Annotated in this window: 16 protein-coding genes; 11 read left to right on the top strand and 5 right to left on the bottom strand. The window is 72.8% G+C overall.

Annotation, left to right across the window (positions count from 1 at the left end; all coding sequences use genetic code 11):
* Nucleotides 1–6 precede the first annotated feature (6 nt).
* Nucleotides 7–1,665, top strand: coding sequence for a DUF6350 family protein (locus B082_RS0103945; RefSeq protein WP_018550518.1), 1,659 nt, complete (start codon nt 7–9; stop codon nt 1,663–1,665).
* Here the strand turns inward: B082_RS0103945 and B082_RS0103940 are convergent.
* Entirely contained in the window at nt 1,655–2,632 is a 978-nt protein-coding gene (locus B082_RS0103940; protein WP_018550517.1) for a hypothetical protein, read from the bottom strand. The genes B082_RS0103945 and B082_RS0103940 overlap by 11 nt on opposite strands.
* A 331-nt stretch (nt 2,633–2,963) precedes the next feature.
* Here B082_RS0103940 and purN point away from each other — a divergent pair, with 331 nt between their 5' ends.
* Nucleotides 2,964–3,620 (top strand): phosphoribosylglycinamide formyltransferase, encoded by a 657-nt coding sequence (gene purN / locus B082_RS0103935; protein ID WP_018550516.1) that lies wholly within the window; start codon nt 2,964–2,966, stop codon nt 3,618–3,620.
* Complete coding sequence (gene purH / locus B082_RS0103930) at nt 3,607–5,160, top strand: bifunctional phosphoribosylaminoimidazolecarboxamide formyltransferase/IMP cyclohydrolase (protein ID WP_018550515.1); 1,554 nt, start codon at nt 3,607–3,609, stop codon at nt 5,158–5,160. The genes purN and purH overlap by 14 nt, the downstream gene beginning before the upstream one ends.
* Nucleotides 5,161–5,248: 88 nt before the next feature.
* On the opposite strand, the gene B082_RS0103925 is transcribed toward purH, so the two are convergent.
* The gene (locus B082_RS0103925; protein WP_018550514.1) at nt 5,249–5,836 is read right to left on the bottom strand and encodes an RDD family protein; all 588 of its coding nucleotides are present in this window, start codon (nt 5,834–5,836) and stop codon (nt 5,249–5,251) included.
* A gap of 228 nt (nt 5,837–6,064) precedes the next feature.
* Between B082_RS0103925 and B082_RS0103920 the strand changes: the two genes are divergently transcribed.
* The 4 genes from B082_RS0103920 to B082_RS0103905 all read left to right on the top strand — a co-directional run bounded on the left by B082_RS0103920 (nt 6,065) and on the right by B082_RS0103905 (nt 10,342).
* Nucleotides 6,065–6,940 (top strand): bifunctional methylenetetrahydrofolate dehydrogenase/methenyltetrahydrofolate cyclohydrolase, encoded by an 876-nt coding sequence (locus B082_RS0103920; protein WP_018550513.1) that lies wholly within the window; start codon nt 6,065–6,067, stop codon nt 6,938–6,940.
* 20 nt (nt 6,941–6,960) lie between these two features.
* Nucleotides 6,961–7,740, top strand: coding sequence for a DUF3017 domain-containing protein (locus B082_RS0103915; protein ID WP_018550512.1), 780 nt, complete (start codon nt 6,961–6,963; stop codon nt 7,738–7,740).
* Nucleotides 7,741–8,065: 325 nt separating this feature from the next.
* Nucleotides 8,066–9,190 carry a helix-turn-helix domain-containing protein gene (locus B082_RS0103910; RefSeq protein ID WP_018550511.1) on the top strand — a complete coding sequence of 375 codons (1,125 nt, stop codon included), beginning with the start codon at nt 8,066–8,068 and terminating at the stop codon, nt 9,188–9,190.
* A 162-nt stretch (nt 9,191–9,352) separates the two neighbouring features.
* Entirely contained in the window at nt 9,353–10,342 is a 990-nt protein-coding gene (locus B082_RS0103905; protein ID WP_018550510.1) for a malate dehydrogenase, read from the top strand.
* Between the two features lie 96 nt (nt 10,343–10,438).
* On the opposite strand, the gene B082_RS0103900 is transcribed toward B082_RS0103905, so the two are convergent.
* Nucleotides 10,439–11,170 (bottom strand): isocitrate lyase/PEP mutase family protein, encoded by a 732-nt coding sequence (locus B082_RS0103900; protein ID WP_018550509.1) that lies wholly within the window; start codon nt 11,168–11,170, stop codon nt 10,439–10,441.
* Nucleotides 11,171–11,211: 41 nt separating this feature from the next.
* Nucleotides 11,212–11,721 carry a carboxymuconolactone decarboxylase family protein gene (locus B082_RS0103895; protein WP_018550508.1) on the bottom strand — a complete coding sequence of 170 codons (510 nt, stop codon included), beginning with the start codon at nt 11,719–11,721 and terminating at the stop codon, nt 11,212–11,214.
* Between the two features lie 47 nt (nt 11,722–11,768).
* Between B082_RS0103895 and B082_RS0103890 the strand changes: the two genes are divergently transcribed.
* Nucleotides 11,769–13,172, top strand: coding sequence for a PLP-dependent aminotransferase family protein (locus B082_RS0103890; protein WP_018550507.1), 1,404 nt, complete (start codon nt 11,769–11,771; stop codon nt 13,170–13,172).
* A 329-nt stretch (nt 13,173–13,501) separates the two neighbouring features.
* Here B082_RS0103890 and rocD read toward each other — a convergent pair whose 3' ends face one another.
* Nucleotides 13,502–14,707, bottom strand: a complete 1,206-nt coding sequence (gene rocD / locus B082_RS0103885; RefSeq protein ID WP_018550506.1) for an ornithine--oxo-acid transaminase — start codon at nt 14,705–14,707, stop codon at nt 13,502–13,504.
* A gap of 250 nt (nt 14,708–14,957) precedes the next feature.
* On the opposite strand from rocD, the gene B082_RS0103880 reads away from it, so the two are divergent.
* The 3 genes from B082_RS0103880 to B082_RS0103870 are packed head-to-tail and all read left to right on the top strand — an operon-like array spanning nt 14,958 to nt 17,231.
* Complete coding sequence (locus B082_RS0103880) at nt 14,958–15,386, top strand: hypothetical protein (RefSeq protein ID WP_018550505.1); 429 nt, start codon at nt 14,958–14,960, stop codon at nt 15,384–15,386.
* A complete protein-coding gene (locus tag B082_RS0103875; RefSeq protein ID WP_018550504.1) occupies nt 15,386–16,744 on the top strand; it encodes a hypothetical protein in 1,359 nt (452 codons plus the stop codon). Before B082_RS0103880 ends, B082_RS0103875 begins: the two co-directional genes overlap by 1 nt.
* Nucleotides 16,745–16,748: 4 nt before the next feature.
* Nucleotides 16,749–17,231: a hypothetical protein gene (locus B082_RS0103870; protein ID WP_234018107.1), complete on the top strand. Its 483-nt coding sequence runs from the start codon at nt 16,749–16,751 to the stop codon at nt 17,229–17,231.
* Nucleotides 17,232–17,234: the final 3 nt, after the last annotated feature.

The following is a 17,234-nucleotide window of genomic DNA, read 5'->3' as shown; positions in this document are numbered from 1 at the left end:
ACCCAAGTGACCGAACGCAGCCCGTCGTTGTCGGCCGAGCAGGCGGGACCCGCCGTACTGGTCGCGGCCGCGCTGCGCGGGGCCGTCGCGGCAGGGCTCGGACTGGGCTCCCTCGCGGTCCTCGTCGCAGCCGTCTGGATCAGCTCGCCGGCCCCCGACAGGGGGCCCGGCGAGGCGTTCCACGCGGCAGCGGGCCTGTGGCTGCTGGCGCACGGCGCCGAGCTGGTCAGGACGGAGACCCTGACCGGAGCCCCGGCTCCGGTGGGCGTCGTCCCGCTGCTGCTCGCCGCCGTGCCTGTGTGGCTGGTGCACCGGGCGGCCAGGGATGCGCTGGAGCAGGAGGAGGGGCGCGCGGCTCCGTCGCCCGGGGCCGCGTTCGCCCTGGTGACGGGCGGATATCTGCTGGTCGGTGGGGCGGTCGCCCTCTACGCGCGGGGTTCCTCGCTGTCCGCCGGGCCACTGTCCCTGCTGTTCCCCGCGGTGCTGGTGGTGGCGGGTGCGGCGGCCGCCGGGGTGTGGACGGCCTGTGGGCGCCCCCTCGGCCCGCCGCCGTCCTGGGCGCCGGTCCGGCTGCACGAGGCGATGGCGCGCACCCGGTTCGTGCGGCGGGCCGAGGCGGTGGGCCGGTCGGCGGCGGCCGGGACCGCGGTGCTGCTGGGCGGGGGAGCGCTGGTCGTGGCGGTGGCGCTGGTGTGGCACGGGGGGCCGGTGCAGGACTCCTTCCTGCGCCTCGCGGGCGACTGGGGCGGACGGGTCGCCGTCCTCCTGCTGGCGCTCGGCCTGGTGCCGAACGCGGCGGTGTGGGGTGCGGCGTACGGACTCGGTCCGGGCTTCGCCCTCGGTACGGGGTCGACGGTGACCCCGCTCGCCTTCGCGGGGCACCCTGCGGTACCGGACTTCCCGCTCCTCGCCGCGATGCCGGCCCAGGGCCACGGCACGCCGCTGAACTGGGCGGCCGGCGCGGTCCCGGTCGCGGCGGCGCTGACGGTCGCCTGGTTCACCGTACGGCGGGCGGCACCGGCCGGAGGTGTACGGGAGGAGGCGTGGAGCCCGCGCGAGACGGCGCTCACCACCGCGCTGGCGGCTGCCGGCTGCGGGATCGGCGCGGCCCTGCTGGCAGCCGCGGCGGGCGGGCCGCTCGGCACGCACGCCCTCGCGGACTTCGGCCCGGTGTGGTGGCTCACCGGGGCGGCGGCGCTGGTCTGGACGGCCGTGCTCGGCGTCCCGGCGGCCCTGCTGTTGCGGGCCTGGCGGCTGCGCGGACGTACGGAGGAGGAGCGGCCGGGGGCCGTACCGGACAACGCCGGAGAGATGCGGGAGCGACCGGACCCGAAGGCGTCCGGGGCCACGGAGAAGGGCCCCCGGCGCAGGTGGTGGCCCCGTGGAAACCGCGGCACGGAGGAGGAGCCGGCACCGCAGAGCGGGGAGGCGCCCGCCCCCGTGCCGGCCCCGGCGCCCGGAGGCGGCCTGGACGAGGACATCGAGGCGTACGACTTCCTGCCGACCGACCCCTGGCACGCCCGGACGGCCGACGAGCCCCCGGCCCCCGCGCCGGAGCCCGCACCCGTGGCCGGAACCCCGGACGCCGGGCCGCGCAGGGCCCCGGAGGCGGCGAGGGAGCCGGAGGCCGAGCCGGAGCCCGGCCCCCCGGCCGCTACTCCTTGACGCCGAAGAAGGGTTCCAGCGGCTTCGGGAGGAGATCGTTGCAGGCCACCTCGCCCGACTTGGTGAGGGCGTCGTTCACGCAGGTGTAGTAGTCGCGGTAGACCAGCTGCACGGTGAACGTCGTCGCGACGATCGCCAGCGCGACCAGTCCCGTCACCAGACCGCTGACCGCGGCCGTGGTCTGCTGCCGGCCCATGCGCTGGGCGGCCTGGGCGTTCTTCGCGCCGGCGGGCCCCTGCCCGGCGGGGGCGGCGGGACCCCAGGCGTTGGGCCGCTGCGCCGGCCCGCTGTCGGAAGCCGCACCGTCCGCCCCGGGAGCGGAAGCGGGAGCGGGAGCGGAGGCGGGCGTGCCCGGCCCGGCCGCCGGGTCCTTCGGCCTCGCGCGCAGCGCGCTGATCGACCAGTAGGTGGCGAGCGCGCCGAGCAGCAGGGCGATCTCCGGGAAGTCGAAGATCGCGAAGAAGAAGGCCCACATGCCGCCGAGCAGCGCATAGCGGGCGCGGCGCTGGATGGGGTCGGTCGGGTCCCAGCGCGGTCCTGCGGGGGCGCCCTCGGGACCGCCCTTCCCGTTCGGTCCGCCCGGCCCCGCGGGCCGGCCGCCGAAGCCGCCGTTCTGGCGGCCCGGCTGCCGGCTGCTCCACTGGCTGCCCCACACGGGCCGGTTGTCGGAGGGCCGACCGTCGTTCCCGTCGTCCCCACCGTCGCCGTTGCCCTCCGGACCGCCGCCGGCCGGGTGGCGCGGCTGCCAGGGCTGGTCGGGCCGGCCCTCGGGCGGCGGCGCGAAGGGATTGTCGTCGCCCCGCGGATTTTCGGAGGGCCCGGAGGACCCGGAGGACCCGGAGGACCCCGACCCGGACGGAGAGGAGGACGAGGAAGAAGAAGAGGAGGAGGCGCGCTCCCGCATCAGCAGGGTGGCCTGCCCGGGCAGCGGACGGTGGAAGGCGGTGCGGCGGCGTCGGTCCGGCATGTGGTGAACGTCTTCCCCATCTCGTCATTTCCGCCCGGTGGACGGTTCGCTGTCCCCTGACGCTACCTTCCGGCGACGAGGGGCCGAAAGCGGGGAGCGCGGGCGCGACACCCGTACCGGCGGACCGGTGGCCCGGGGCTCCCTCACCCCGTCAGGCAGGGGCCCGGCGAGGTGCCGGTATCGTTGCTGACGGCCGGCCCGTTCGTAGAGTTCCCCGTATCGGGGAGCGCGCTTCTTTCGTACGACCGTACAAACCGCATCGCCGTCGCCCCAGTGCCGTGGTGGCGGGCCGGCCGCTTCGAACCGCTCGCACGCGAGAAAGGGCCCAGCCGTGGCCTCCCCGCTCTCCTCCGCCGCCCCGGCCCGCGTGGTCGTCCTGGTCTCCGGGTCCGGTACGAATCTTCAGGCCCTGCTCGACGCGGTCGGCGCCGACCCCGACGGATACGGTGCCCGGATCGTCGCGGTCGGCGCCGACCGCACCGGCATCGCCGGACTGGAGCGGGCCGAGCGTGCCGGGCTTCCCACCTTCGTGTGCCGCGTCAAGGACCACGCCTCCCGCGAGGAGTGGGACGCCGCCCTCGCCGAGGCCACCGCCGCGCACCGGCCGGACCTCGTCGTCTCCGCCGGGTTCATGAAGATCGTGGGCAAGGAGTTCCTCGCCCGCTTCGGCGACCGGTTCGTCAACACCCACCCCGCCCTGCTTCCCAGCTTTCCCGGTGCCCACGGAGTGCGTGACGCGCTCGCGCACGGTGTGAAGGTCACAGGGTGCACCGTCCACTTCGTCGACGACGGTGTCGACACCGGTCCGATCATCGCGCAGGGCGTGGTCGAGGTGACCGAAGAGGACACCCCGGAGGGCGAAGCGGCCCTTCATGAACGCATCAAGGAAGTCGAGCGCAAGCTGCTCGTCGAGGCCGTGGGGCGGCTCGCCCGTGACGGCTATCGCATTGAGGGACGAAAGGTTCATCTCGGTCATGTCGGTGAATAAGCCCATCCGCCGCGCCCTGGTCAGCGTCTACGACAAGACGGGGCTCGAAGACCTCGCCCGCGGTCTGCACGAGGCGGGTGTCGAACTGGTCTCCACCGGCTCCACCGCCGGAAAGATCGCCGCCGCCGGCGTCCCCGTCACCAAGGTCGAGGAGCTGACCGGCTTCCCCGAGTGCCTCGACGGCCGCGTCAAGACGCTGCACCCCCGCGTCCACGCCGGCATCCTCGCCGACCTGCGCCTGGACGCGCACCGCGAGCAGCTCGCCGAACTCGGCGTCGAGCCGTTCGACCTGGTGGTCGTCAACCTCTACCCGTTCAAGGAGACCGTCGCCTCCGGCGCCTCCGCCGACGAGTGCGTCGAGCAGATCGACATCGGCGGCCCCTCGATGGTCCGCGCCGCCGCCAAGAACCACCCGTCCGTGGCCGTCGTCACCAGCCCGGAGCGCTACGCCGACGTGCTGGCCGCGGTCAAGGACGGCGGCTTCGACCTGACCGCCCGCAAGCGGCTCGCCGCCGAGGCCTTCCAGCACACCGCCGCCTACGACGTGGCCGTCGCCGGCTGGTTCGCCGCCGACTACGCCGCCGCCGACGACTCGGGCTTCCCCGACTTCCTCGGTACGACGTACGCCCGCGAGAACGTCCTGCGCTACGGCGAGAACCCGCACCAGCCCGCCGCGCTCTACACCTCCGGCGCCGGCGGCCTCGCCGCCGCCGAACAGCTGCACGGCAAGGAGATGTCCTACAACAACTACACGGACACCGACGCCGCCCGCCGCGCCGCCTACGACCACGCCGAGCCGTGCGTCGCGATCATCAAGCACGCCAACCCGTGCGGCATCGCCATCGCCGACGACGTGGCCGAGGCCCACCGCAACGCGCACGCCTGCGACCCGGTGTCGGCGTACGGCGGGGTCATCGCCGTCAACCGCCCGGTGACCGTCGCCATGGCCGAGCAGGTCGCGGAGATCTTCACCGAGGTCATCGTCGCCCCGGCGTACGAGGACGGCGCGGTCGAGATCCTGTCCCGCAAGAAGAACATCCGCGTGCTGCGCTGCCCCGAGGCCCCGTCCGCCGAGGTCGAGGTCAAGCAGATCGACGGCGGCGCGCTGCTCCAGGTCACCGACCGGCTCCAGGCCGAGGGCGACGACCCGGCCAACTGGACGCTCGCCACGGGCGAGGCGCTCTCCGCCGACGAGCTGAAGGAACTCGCCTTCGCCTGGAAGGCGTCCCGCGCGGTCAAGTCCAACGCGATCCTGCTCGCCAAGGGCGGCGCTTCGGTCGGCGTCGGCATGGGCCAGGTCAACCGGGTCGACTCCGCGAAGCTGGCCGTCGAGCGCGCGGGCGCGGAGCGGGCGGCCGGTTCGTACGCGGCGTCCGACGCGTTCTTCCCGTTCCCCGACGGGCTGGAGATCCTGACCGCGGCCGGCATCAAGGCCGTGGCCCAGCCGGGCGGTTCGGTCCGCGACGAGCTGGTGATCGAGGCCGCGAAGAAGGCGGGCGTGACGATGTACTTCACCGGTACCCGGCACTTCTTCCACTGAGCCGGCCGGTCCCGCACGGTACGACCGAGGGCCGTAACCCCACGCGACGAGCGTGCGGTTACGGCCCTCGGGTCCGTTTGAGGCGCGGTCAGCCGGCCTTGACGACCACGGTGGAGCAGATCTTGTCCGCGAACGTCTGGTTCTTGTCGTCCCACAGCGGCCACAGCCAGCCGATGTAGCAGGCGAGGCTGTCCAGGAAGTGGGCGATGTAACGGACGAACGCCATGCCGAAGCCGAGCGGCCGGCCGTCCGCCTCGCGCAGGAGGCTGATGCCGAGGGCCTTCTTGCCGATCCACTGACCGGTCGTGCCCTCCTTGTACAGCTTGAAGAGGCCGAGACCGATGCCGACGATGAGGCCCAGGAAGGCGAGCAGGCCGCCCGCGTTGCCGCCCATCGCGCCGCCGATCCCGATGAGGAGACCGTAGGGGACACCGATGACGATGCCGTCGACGAGGAGCGCGACGAAGCGGCTTCCCCAGCCGGCGAGCGGCGGGCGGGCTCCCTGGGGCTGGCCGTAGTCGCCGCCGGAGACGGGCGGGGCCGACGGGTAGCCGTAGCCCTGCTGCGGCACACCCTGCGGGGCCTGCTGGGGGTAGCCGTAACCGGGCTGACCCTGCGGCGGCTGGCCGGGCTGCTGCCCGTAGGGGTTGTTCGGGTTCGGGTCGCCGAAGCTCATAAGGGACGTTCCTCCAACAGACGTACGGGGACGAGTGCGGCCGCGCGGAGGAGAGAAAACGTCAGCGGTCCGCCCCCCGGGTACTGCCTGCGGCACTGCGGCCTTCATCGTTATAAGCGGTAAGTAAGTTTGTCCAGCCGCTGCGTAAGAAGTTGTCCAAGTGCAACCTTGCGTCCACCGCCCGTACCTGATTGGTCCGAGGGCGGGGTCATCCGCGAGTATGGGGACATGACTGCCCAGATTCTCGATGGCAAGGCCACCGCAGCCGCGATCAAGTCCGATCTGACCGTCCGCGTGGCGGCCCTCAAGGCCCGGGGCATCACCCCCGGCCTGGGAACCCTGCTGGTCGGGGACGACCCGGGCAGCAGGTGGTACGTGAACGGCAAGCACCGCGACTGCGCGCAGGTCGGTATCGGCTCCATCCAGCGCGAACTGCCCGACACCGCCACGCAGGAGGAGATCGAGGACGTCGTCCGCGAACTCAACGCCGACCCCGCGTGCACCGGTTACATCGTGCAGCTTCCCCTCCCCAAGGGAATCGACACCAACCGCGTCCTGGAACTGATGGACCCGGCCAAGGACGCCGACGGCCTCCACCCGATGAGCCTGGGCCGGCTCGTGCTCAACGAGACGGGCCCGCTGCCCTGCACCCCGCAGGGCGTCGTCCAGCTGCTGCGCCACCACGGCGTCGAGATCAACGGGGCGCACGTCGTGGTCGTCGGACGCGGCGTCACCATCGGCCGCTCCATCCCGCTGCTGCTGACCCGCAAGTCGGAGAACGCCACGGTGACCCAGTGCCACACCGGTACGCGTGACCTCTCCGCCCACCTCCGGCAGGCCGACATCATCGTCGCCGCCGCGGGCGTGCCGCACATCATCAAGCCCGAGGACGTGAAGCCGGGCGCCGCCGTGCTCGACGTCGGTGTCAGCCGCGACGAGAACGGCAAGATCGTCGGCGACGTCCACCCGGGCGTGGCCGAGGTCGCCGCGTGGATCTCGCCGAACCCGGGCGGTGTCGGACCGATGACCCGCGCCCAGCTGCTCGTCAACGTGGTCGAGGCCGCCGAGCGCGACGCCGACGCCGACGCCGTCTCCGCCGGCTGATCCGGCCCGGAAGGAACCCCATGGGTGCTGGTACGAGTCCGGCCGACCGGGCCGCGTCGGAGACCGGTCCGGCCACCGAAGGGGCCGCCCCCGAGCGGGAGGCGGCCGGGGCCGCCACGGGCGAGGCGGCTGCCGCGCCGGCGGGCGCCGGGGCTGCGGGCGCCGGGGCTGCGGATGCCGAGGCTGCCGAGCGCGCCGCCGCCGACGACGACGCCGCCGGGACCGCCGGGGCCGGGGCCGGTGAGGCCGCTGAGCGCGACGCCGCCGGGGCCGGTGAGGCCGCCGAGGCCGTATCCGCCGACGCTGCCTCCGGCCCGTCCGCCTCCGGCTCATCCGCCTCCGGCCCGTCCCCCGCGGGTGAGGCCGGCGCGGGTGAGGCCGCCGAGCGCGACGCCGGCGGGGTGCGCCGGTCGCGGCGGTTCTCGTTGACGCGGGACACCGCGCGGCCCGAGGGCGGCGGCCGGGCGGCCGCCGGGGACGCTCCCGCACCCGCCCGTCAGTGGCCGCTGCTCGCCGTGCTCTGCACGGCCGGGGCCGGACTGCTGATCGTGGCGGCCAACCCCTTCGACGAGGCCTTCCGCATCGGCACGATACTGATCGGCGTCGCGCTCGTCGCGGGAGCGGTCCTGCGCCTCGTGGTCCGCTCGGTCGGCATGCTCGCGGTGCGCTCCCGCTTCACCGACCTGGTGACGTACGGGCTGCTGGGCGTCCTCATCGTGATGCTCTCGCTGGTGGCGCAGCCGAAGCCGTGGCTGGACATCCCGTTCCTGGAGGACGCGGTCCACTTCACGGTGCGCTGACCTGCCCGTTCGAAGGACCGGTGCCCGTCCCCTCCCCCGAGAAGGGACGGACACCGGAGCGGGGCAACCCGGAGCGAAATGCCCCGAACGTGGCGTCTTGAGCGGCCTTGCCCCGTCCTGCTTCCAGCCTTGTCGACCCGGCCCGGCCGTTCAAGGGATGGCTGGGGCCTGTGGCACGGAAGTGACCATTCCGCCATCGTGTGATCGTCAGGCAACATCGTCGGGCAACGGTGGCAGACTGACCGGCGCAGTCCGGGGACGGCAGGACCACCGGGTCCGGACAGAGGCGGAAGCAGGGGCGGACGCAGACGTGTAGGGGGAAGTCATGCCGCGTTGGAAGGCACTGCCGCCGGATCTCGATCCGCAGATCCGGGAGTTCACCGGCCAGCTGCGCCGGCTCGTGGACCGGAGCGGGCTCAGCCTCGCCGCGGTGGCCGACCGCACCGGATACAGCAAGACGTCCTGGGAGCGGTATCTGAACGGCCGGCTGCTCGCGCCCCGGGGAGCGATCTACGCGCTCGCCGAGGTGACGGGCACCAACCGCGTCCACCTCAACACCATGTGGGAGCTGTCGGAGCGGGCCTGGAGCCGCGCCGAGATGCGCCAGGACATGACGATGGAGTCCATCCGGATCACCCAGGCGCGGGCCGCGCTCGGCGAGTCGGGCCAGAACCCGCCCGGCCACGGCAGGAGCCGCTCCACCGGCGGCGTCGGTACCGCCCCGGGACGCGGTACGCCGGGCCACGGCCGCCGCCCCGCCCCCGTACCCCCGAGAGGCGGCACGGTCCCGCACCCCCGGCAGCCGCGGTCCGGGCCGGACGTGCCCCCGGGCGGCCAGGGACTGCCGCCCGCCGTGGCGTACGCGGCCGGCCTCGGCGGTCCGCCGCCGCCCGAGCCCCGGGCCCGCCGGCGCCCCGGACCCGCCCTGATCGCTGCCGTCGCGGCCGGTGTCGTGGCGGTGGCCGTCGCCGTGGCACTGCTGACCGGCTCGGACGACGACGCCGGGCGCACCGGGACCGCCGCCGCGACCACCCCCACGCCGTCCGCGACACCGTCGGCGACGCGGCCCGAGTCGCCGAAGGCCACGGCGCCGGAGCTGCCCGCCGGGGTCGAGTGCTCCGGCGCCGCCTGCGCCGGGAAGGACGCCGACGACATGGGCTGCGGCGGCGAGCACGTGCGTACGGTTTCGAGCGTCACGGTGGGCGGAGCGTTCGTCGAGGTGCGCTACAGCGAGACCTGCTCGACGGCCTGGGCCCGGATCACCAAGGCCGCGCCGGGCGACACCGTGGAGATCACCTCGGGTCCGGGCGGCGGCCAGGACAGCGCGGTGAAGCAGGCCTCGGCGGAGACGTACACCGCGATGGTCGCCGTCGAGCGCGTCGCCGACATCGAGGCCTGCGCCACCCTCGCATCCGGCACGCGGGGGTGCACGGCCGAAGCGTCCCCGTGAGCGGGGAGTGACCGGTTGTGCGCGATGCCACGGGGGGCCGGGCGGCCACGGGGTTCCGGGTCGGATAGCCTGGCCGACGGATATCTCTTCACATCAAGATTCAGGGATGTCCCGCACCAGGGGCCAGGAGCCCCCACCGCCAGCTGTCTAACGGAGATCGCCATGACCCGCACTCCCGTGAATGTCACCGTGACCGGCGCAGCCGGCCAGATCGGCTACGCGCTGCTCTTCCGCATCGCCTCCGGCCACCTGCTCGGCCCGGACGTGCCGGTCAACCTGCGTCTCCTGGAGATCCCCCAGGGGCTGAAGGCCGCCGAGGGCACCGCGATGGAGCTCGACGACTGCGCCTTCCCGCTGCTGCGCGGCATCGAGATCACCGACGACGCCAACGTCGGCTTCGACGGTGCGAACGTGGCCCTGCTCGTCGGCGCCCGCCCCCGCACCAAGGGCATGGAGCGCGGCGACCTGCTCTCCGCCAACGGCGGCATCTTCAAGCCGCAGGGCAAGGCGATCAACGACAACGCCGCGGACGACATCAAGGTCCTCGTCGTCGGCAACCCGGCCAACACCAACGCGCTCATCGCGCAGGCCGCCGCCCCGGACGTCCCGGCCGAGCGCTTCACCGCGATGACCCGCCTGGACCACAACCGCGCGATCTCGCAGCTGGCCGCCAAGACCGGTGCCGCCGTCTCCGACATCAAGAAGCTGACGATCTGGGGCAACCACTCGGCCACCCAGTACCCCGACATCTTCCACGCCGAGGTCGCCGGCAAGAACGCCGCCGAACTCGTCAACGACGAGGCCTGGCTCGCCGACACCTTCATCCCGACCGTCGCCAAGCGCGGCGCCGCGATCATCGAGGCCCGTGGCGCGTCCTCGGCCGCCTCGGCCGCCAACGCCGCCATCGACCACGTCCACACCTGGGTCAACGGCACCGCCGCGGGCGACTGGACCTCCATGGGCATCCCCTCGGACGGCTCCTACGGCGTCCCCGAGGGCATCATCTCGTCCTTCCCGGTCACCACCGAGAACGGCACGTACAAGATCGTCCAGGGCCTGGACATCAACGAGTTCTCCCGTGCGCGCATCGACGCGTCGGTGAAGGAGCTCACCGAGGAGCGCGACGCGGTCCGCGAGCTCGGCCTGATCTGATCCACCGCCCGTGCGCGCGGGTACGCACACGTTCGCGCGGGTACGCACACGCCCCCGGCAGCCGCCCGGCCGCCGGGGGCGTGCTGCGTGCCGCGCTCAGACGCTCCGCAGTTCGTCCGCGATCCCGCGCACGGCCGCCATCGCGCGGCGCTGGAGACCGGGGCCGAAGGTGATCCGGGTGGCGCCCAGCTCACCGAGGCGGCGCGGTCCGGGCCCGTCCGGCCGGGCCAGCGCGTTCAGCGGCAGCCCCGGCAGGGCCTCGGCCAGCGGGCCGAGCAGCTCGGGCGGGGCGGCGATCGGGTAGACGCAGTCCGCGCCCGCGGCCGTGTACAGCCGGGCCCGGCGCAGGGTCTCCGCCTCCGGGTCCGTACCGTCCGCAACGCCCGTGACGTAACAGTCCACCCGGGCGTTCACGAACAGCGCGTCCCCGGCCACCGCACGCACCTCGGCCAGCCGGTCCGCCTGCCGGCCGGCGTCCACCAGGACACCGTCCACCGTGTCCTCCAGATTGCAGCCGACGGCCCCCGTGGCGAGCAGCCGCTCCACCAGCTCCCCGGCCGCCAGTCCGTACCCGCCCTCGATGTCGGCGGTCACGGGTACGGGCACGGCCCGGACGATCCGCGCGACCGCCGCGAACATCTCATCGGCGGGCGTCTCCCCGTCCTCGTACCCGAGCGAGGCCGCGACCCCCGCGCTCGGCGTGGCGAGCGCCGGGAATCCCGCGTCGGCGAGGACCCGGGCGCTCGCCGCGTCCCACGGGCCGGGGAGGACCAGCGGGTCGCCGGGGGTGCGCCCGTGGTGCAGGGCGCGGAGGTCGGACGCGGTCATCGCGTTGCTCCAGACGGGGGAGGGGGCGGGGAATGCGCGGGTCAGCGGTGGTCGCCGGGGGTGTAGTGGCCCGGGACCATACGGGTGGACACGGCGAACCGGTTCCAGGCGTTGATCGTGATGATCGAGGCGATGAGGTGGGCCAGCTCCTCCTCGCCGAAGTGCTTCGCGGCCCGCGCGTACACCTCGTCCGGCACGAAACCGTCGGTCAGGACGGTCACCGCCTCGGTCAGCTCGATCGCCGCGATCTCCTTCGGCGTGTAGAAGTGCCGCGCCTCCTCCCACGCGCTGAGCTGGACGATCCGCTGCGCCGACTCGCCGGCCGCGAGCGCGTCCTTGGTGTGCATGTCCAGGCAGAACGCGCAGTGGTTGAGCTGCGAGGCGCGGATCTTCACCAGCTCGGCGATCACCGGGTCGGTGCCCTTGCGGGAGGCGGCCTCCAGCCGGGCCATCGCCTTGTAGACATCGGGGGCGTGCTCGGACCAGTTCATGCGCGGGGTGTGCTCGGGGCAGTAGTCGGAGGTCGGGCGGCTGTGCTCGTTCGTCGTCATGGGTACGACGCTACGGGGTGAGTGGCGCAGGGGTATGGTCCACTCCCATGACGGATCAGTGGGCCACTTTCGGCGCGGACCTGCACATCGACCCCAACGGCGCGACCGGTCTGCGGGCGGGCCTGATGGACGCCCTGCGCGAGGCGGTCAGGACCGGCCGGCTGACCCCCGGGACCCGGCTGCCGTCCTCCCGCACGCTCGCCGCCGACCTCGGCATCGCCCGTAACACCGTCGCCGATGCCTACGCCGAACTGGTCGCCGAGGGCTGGCTCACCGCCCGCCAGGGCTCCGGCACCCGGGTGGCACGGCGCGCCGAGTCCCGCCCGGCCACGGCGAAGGCACCGCGTCCCCGGCCGCCCCGCACCGCCCCGGTCCACAACCTGAAGCCGGGCTCGCCCGACCTGTCGACGTTCCCGCGCGCCGACTGGCTGAAGGCGGCCCGCCGCGCCCTGGCCGCCGCCCCCAACGACGCCTTCGGCTACGGCGACCCGCGCGGCCGTATCGAGCTGCGCACCGTCCTCGCTGAATACCTGGCCCGAGCGCGCGGGGTGTACGCGGACCCCGAACGCATCGTGGTCTGCGCCGGCTTCGTGCACGGCCTGATGCTGCTGGGAAGGGTGCTGCGGGGGCGCCGGGTACGGGAGGTGGCCGTCGAGTCGTACGGTCTCCACGTGCACACCCGCCTGCTCACCGAGGCCGGACTGCGCATCCCCTGCCTGCCGCTGGACCACCTCGGCTCCCGCACCGGCGAACTCCACGCCCTGCGCGGCGCGGGCGCGGTGCTCCTGACGCCCGCGCACCAGTTTCCGACGGGGGTCCCGCTCCACCCCGACCGGCGGGCCGCGGCGGTCGACTGGGCGCGCGGCACCGGCGGGCTGATCCTGGAGGACGACTACGACGGGGAGTTCCGCTACGACCGCCAGCCGGTCGGCGCGCTCCAGGGCCTGGACCCCGAACACGTCGTGTACCTGGGCACCGCCAGCAAGTCCCTGGCGCCCGGGGTGCGGCTGGGCTGGATGGTGGTACCGGAGAACCTGGTGGGCGAGGTCACCGCGGCGAAGGGCGTGAGCGACTGGGCCTCCAGCGCGCTGGACCAGCTGACGCTCGCGGAGTTCATGTCCTCCGGCGCGTACGACCGGCATGTGCGCTCCATGCGGCTGCGCTACCGCAACCGCCGTGACCAGCTGGTCGCGGCGCTGGCCGAACGCGCCCCCTCCATCCGGGTCAGCGGGATCGCCGCCGGGATGCACGCCGTGCTGGAACTCCCGGAGGGCAGCGAGGCGGAGGTCATACGGGCGGCGGCCTGGCAGGGCCTCGCGGTCGAGGGCCTGGCCTTCTTCCGCCACCCGGACGCCGACCTGCGGCGCGAGGCGCTGGTCATCGGCTACGGCACCCCGACCGACAGTGCCTGGGCGGGCACGCTGGAGGCGCTGCTGCGGGTGCTGCCGTAGGGCGGGGCACGGGACCCGGACCGGGTGCGCCCCGCGCAAGGCGCCGAGCGCCCGACGCCGACCGGGCCCCTGCGCCGCCCACGGGCCCGGGGCACGCGTGTCGGCCCGGCGTACGCGTGTCGGCCAGGCGCACGCCCACGGGCCCGGCGTACGCGTGTCGGCCCGGGGCACGCCCACGGGCCCGGCGTACGCCCATCAACCCGGCCCACGCCCCTCAACCCGGCCCACGCGCGCCGGCCCGGTCCCGAGCGCTCGCCCCGTACCCGAGCCGGTTCGCCGGCCGGACGCAGTGCCCGCCCCGCGTCCGGCGCCGAGCACCCGTCCCCGGCTCAGCCGCGCAGGACCTCGCGCAGCTGCTCCAGACCCCAGTCCAGGTCCTCCTTGCTGATCACCAGGGGCGGTGCGATCCGGATCGTCGAGCCGTGGGTGTCCTTCACCAGCACCCGGCGCTCCATCAGCTTCTCGGAGATCTCCCGGCCGGTGCCCCGGTCCGGGGCGATGTCGACGCCGGCCCACAGCCCGCGCCCCCGTACGGCCTCCACCGCCCCGCCACCCACCAGCAGGCCCAGCTCGTGGTGGAGATGGTCGCCCAGCTCGGCGGCCCGCTGCTGGTACTCGCCGGTGCGCAGCATGTCGATGACCTCAAGGGCCACCGCGCAGGCGAGGGGATTGCCGCCGAACGTCGAGCCGTGCTCCCCGGGCCGGTACACGCCGAGCACCGCCGCCGACGACACCACGGCCGACACCGGCACCACGCCGCCGCCGAGCGCCTTGCCGAGCAGGTACATGTCCGGCACGACGCCCTCGTGCTCACAGGCGAAGGTCTTCCCCGTCCGGCCCAGGCCCGACTGGATCTCGTCGGCGATGAACAGCACGTTCCGCTCGCGGGTCAGCTCCCGGATCCCGGGGAGATAGCCGGGCGGCGGCACCAGGACCCCCGCCTCGCCCTGGATCGGCTCGATCAGCACCGCCACGGTGTTCTCGGTCATGGCCTCCCGCATCGCGGTGAGATCCCCGTACGGCACGATCTCGAAGCCGGGCGTGTACGGGCCGAAGTCGGCCCGCGCCTCGGGGTCCGTGGAGAAGCTGACGACGGTGGTCGTGCGGCCGTGGAAGTTGTCGGCGGCGACGATGATCTTCGCCATGCCGTCCGGTACGCCCTTGACCCGGTAGCCCCACTTGCGGGCGGTCTTCACGGCCGTCTCCACGGCCTCCGCCCCGGTGTTCATCGGCAGCACCATCTCCATGCCGCACAGCTCGGCCAGGCCCGTACAGAAATCGGCGAAGCGGTCGTGGTGGAAGGCGCGCGAGGTGAGCGTCACCCGCTCCAGCTGCGCCTTCGCCGCGTCGATCAGCCGGCGGTTGCCGTGGCCGAAATTGAGCGCCGAGTACCCCGCGAGCATGTCGAGGTAGCGCCGCCCCTCGACATCGGTCATCCAGGCTCCGTCCGCCGTGGCGACGACGACGGGCAGCGGGTGGTAGTTGTGCGCACTGTGCGCCTCGGCGGAGGCGATGGCGTTGTCCGTGGTCGACACGGGATCTCCGTTCGGTCGTCGTGCGGTGCGGGCTGGGGTGTGCCCACTTTGTATCGTCGGTCGGATCCCCACCGAGGAAACCTCCACTTCGCGGCGTGCCCGTGTTTTCCCCTGCCGGGACGCGGGCGGTGCGTGGGCCGATGTCCGGGCCTCCCGCGGTCCCGAGGCCGAAAGGCTTCTTGCGCCTACGGACTGTGCGGGTAGCGTTACAGAACTCCGCGGTTGGTGATGCGTGTGCAAAGGGGGATGCATGTCATTCAGGGAGGACGGGGCGCGGCTCAGGACGGATGCGGTTCCTCGGGAGGAGGCGGCGCCGATGCGGCTCGCCTCTGCCGAGCCCGGACCTCTTACCGCCTGGAACACGACCGGCACGGATTTAGGACTGGCGGACGGGCCGATACGGACCAAGGCATCCGGGATTCGCACAGCGAGCTCCGAAGCCAATGAGAAGTCGAAGCTCGACGACGCGGAAGCGGTGGGGAGACTGCACTCCGGGTGGTTCGCCGGCGCCGCGAGCAACGACTGCGTGGCCGCCTGGCAGAGGCATCTGCACGGACTCAGCGACCTTGTCGAGGACGCTGCCGCCGCCTTGACCAAGGCGATGGACAGCCAGATCGGCGAAGACGTATCCCTTGCCCAGCGGCTCAGGGCCCAGGCCGACTGGCTGGAGGATGCCTGATGGTCTCGGTCGGTGAACTGAGCAGCGCCCAGCCCGGCAAGTGGCGGGATGCCGCCGATGACGCAATCGCAGCTGCGAAGCAATGCGAAGGCATCAGCTCCTACGCCCGGGACGAAGTCGCTTCCACACTCGGGCAGTGTTGGGTGGGAGACACCGGGCGCGCGGCCCGCGGCCGTTTCGTGAAGCACGCCGACGACTACGAGGCGGCGTCCATGGCGCTGCGCGCCATGGCAAGGGCCTACGACGGCCTGGCCGACGACATCACCGACGCACAGCGCGACCTGACCGGCGCCCTCGACTACGCCCGCACCCATGAGCTGAAGGTCGACGACAGCGGGCGCGTGCAGTTGGCCAAGACCGTGGCCGTGCCGGCAGGCAGCACGGAGCACCTGGAACCAGTGCAGCACGCCCAGGGCATCATCGACGACGCCCTGGCGAAGGCGAGCCGTGCCGATGTCGATGCGGCGCGAGCCCTGCGGACCGTCGAGGGGCTCACGGACATCGCCGACCCCAAGCTCGTCAAGGAGGCGCTCGACGGCGACAGCCCGTTGAGTATCGCGCTGCGTCTGGCCGGCGGAACGGACGGGCTGCACCCGGTCAACGTGTCGCCCGCCCAGCTGGCCGCGGTGGACAGAGCCGCCCGCGAGACCGGCATGAGCAGAAAACTGCTGCTCGCCATTCTCTGGCAGGAGCAGCAGTGGTACCAGAACCACAACCCCAGCCTGCGAGGGCCGCTCAGCTCGTTCGGCCGGTTCTTCGACTGGTCGCTTCAGCAGACCGTCAAGCCGGACAAGTCGCTCGGCATTACGCACATGAAGCTGGAGACCGCGAGAGCGGTCATCACGAACAATCGGGGAGCGTTCATGCTCTCGGACGGTACGTATCTCGCGGACCTCAACGACTCGCAGCTCACCAAGTACATCGAGGAGAATCCCGATGAAGACATCCGGCTGAGCGCCTATCACCTCAAGGAGTTGCAGGGGCGGCCTTACGGTGCTGAGACCGACAAGCAGCTGTTCACGCTCTATGCCGCGGACACCCCGGACGTCCGGGAGAAGAACGAGCAGTACGGTGACGAGTCCGGAGCGCGAGGGGCCGACATCAAGGTCCGGGGGGAGAACTGGGACAGGCTTGAGCCCCACCTCGATGACGCGATGGCCTGGAACGCGCTGAGCGACGAAGAGCGTGCCAAGGCGATCCGGCAACTGGAGTCGGACACACCCGCAGGACACCATGTTTCCATCGAGCCGATCTACGCGGCGGGCGGTCCCACGACAGGGAACGGCAGTGGTGATCCCGAACCAGGAACGCCGTCACCCAGCCCCGGACCGGCGCCAACACCCCCTGGGAACAACTGAGTACATGAAGAAGACGAGCTTCGTTCTCGCGTTCCTCGTTCTTGCCGCCGGTTTCACTGCCTGCGGCCCGGCGGATACCAATAGTTCCCGTCCGCGAGTCCCGATGCCGAGCAGTGTTCCCACGGAGCCTGTGTTTGCTACGGCGGACGATGTGATGGAGGCCATGGGTGATGGTGGGCTTGAGTGCAGGCTTCTTCGTCGCGCACGCGCCAACTTCGGCTCGGGACTCGACTGCGTTGTCGAAATCATGGGAGCGGAGGTGGAGAACGAGATCCAGGTACTCGACCCTGCCAGGTTCAGTCGTGACGACGTCGGCGACTCCATCGCTGTCGGGCGCGAGGTGTACAGACACACGATCGTGGCTGCGGGCAACTGGTTCATCTGGGTCAGGTATCCCGTGTTCGCCCCGCAGGTCGCCAAGGCTGTCAAGGGTGTGGTCCTGCCGCCTACAGGCCGGGGGCAGTCGACGTCTCCCGGGACCGGTTGAGTA

This window comes from Streptomyces sp. ATexAB-D23 (assembly GCF_000373645.1).
In the GTDB taxonomy this organism is placed as follows: domain Bacteria; phylum Actinomycetota; class Actinomycetes; order Streptomycetales; family Streptomycetaceae; genus Streptomyces; species Streptomyces castrisilvae.
This window is presented reverse-complemented; position numbering and strand designations above follow the sequence as displayed.

Excerpts from the sequence above, each read along its gene's own strand:
- B082_RS0103940 (WP_018550517.1), bottom strand. The coding sequence starts at position 2,632 with ATGCCGGACCGACGCCGCCGCACCGCCTTCCACCGTCCGCTGCCCGGG.
- purH (WP_018550515.1), top strand. The coding sequence starts at position 3,607 with ATGTCGGTGAATAAGCCCATCCGCCGCGCCCTGGTCAGCGTCTACGAC.
- B082_RS0103925 (WP_018550514.1), bottom strand. The coding sequence starts at position 5,836 with ATGAGCTTCGGCGACCCGAACCCGAACAACCCCTACGGGCAGCAGCCC.
- B082_RS0103920 (WP_018550513.1), top strand. The coding sequence starts at position 6,065 with ATGACTGCCCAGATTCTCGATGGCAAGGCCACCGCAGCCGCGATCAAG.
- B082_RS0103915 (WP_018550512.1), top strand. The coding sequence starts at position 6,961 with ATGGGTGCTGGTACGAGTCCGGCCGACCGGGCCGCGTCGGAGACCGGT.
- B082_RS0103910 (WP_018550511.1), top strand. The coding sequence starts at position 8,066 with ATGCCGCGTTGGAAGGCACTGCCGCCGGATCTCGATCCGCAGATCCGG.
- B082_RS0103905 (WP_018550510.1), top strand. The coding sequence starts at position 9,353 with ATGACCCGCACTCCCGTGAATGTCACCGTGACCGGCGCAGCCGGCCAG.
- B082_RS0103900 (WP_018550509.1), bottom strand. The coding sequence starts at position 11,170 with ATGACCGCGTCCGACCTCCGCGCCCTGCACCACGGGCGCACCCCCGGC.
- B082_RS0103895 (WP_018550508.1), bottom strand. The coding sequence starts at position 11,721 with ATGACGACGAACGAGCACAGCCGCCCGACCTCCGACTACTGCCCCGAG.
- B082_RS0103890 (WP_018550507.1), top strand. The coding sequence starts at position 11,769 with ATGACGGATCAGTGGGCCACTTTCGGCGCGGACCTGCACATCGACCCC.
- B082_RS0103880 (WP_018550505.1), top strand. The coding sequence starts at position 14,958 with ATGTCATTCAGGGAGGACGGGGCGCGGCTCAGGACGGATGCGGTTCCT.
- B082_RS0103875 (WP_018550504.1), top strand. The coding sequence starts at position 15,386 with ATGGTCTCGGTCGGTGAACTGAGCAGCGCCCAGCCCGGCAAGTGGCGG.
- B082_RS0103870 (WP_234018107.1), top strand. The coding sequence starts at position 16,749 with ATGAAGAAGACGAGCTTCGTTCTCGCGTTCCTCGTTCTTGCCGCCGGT.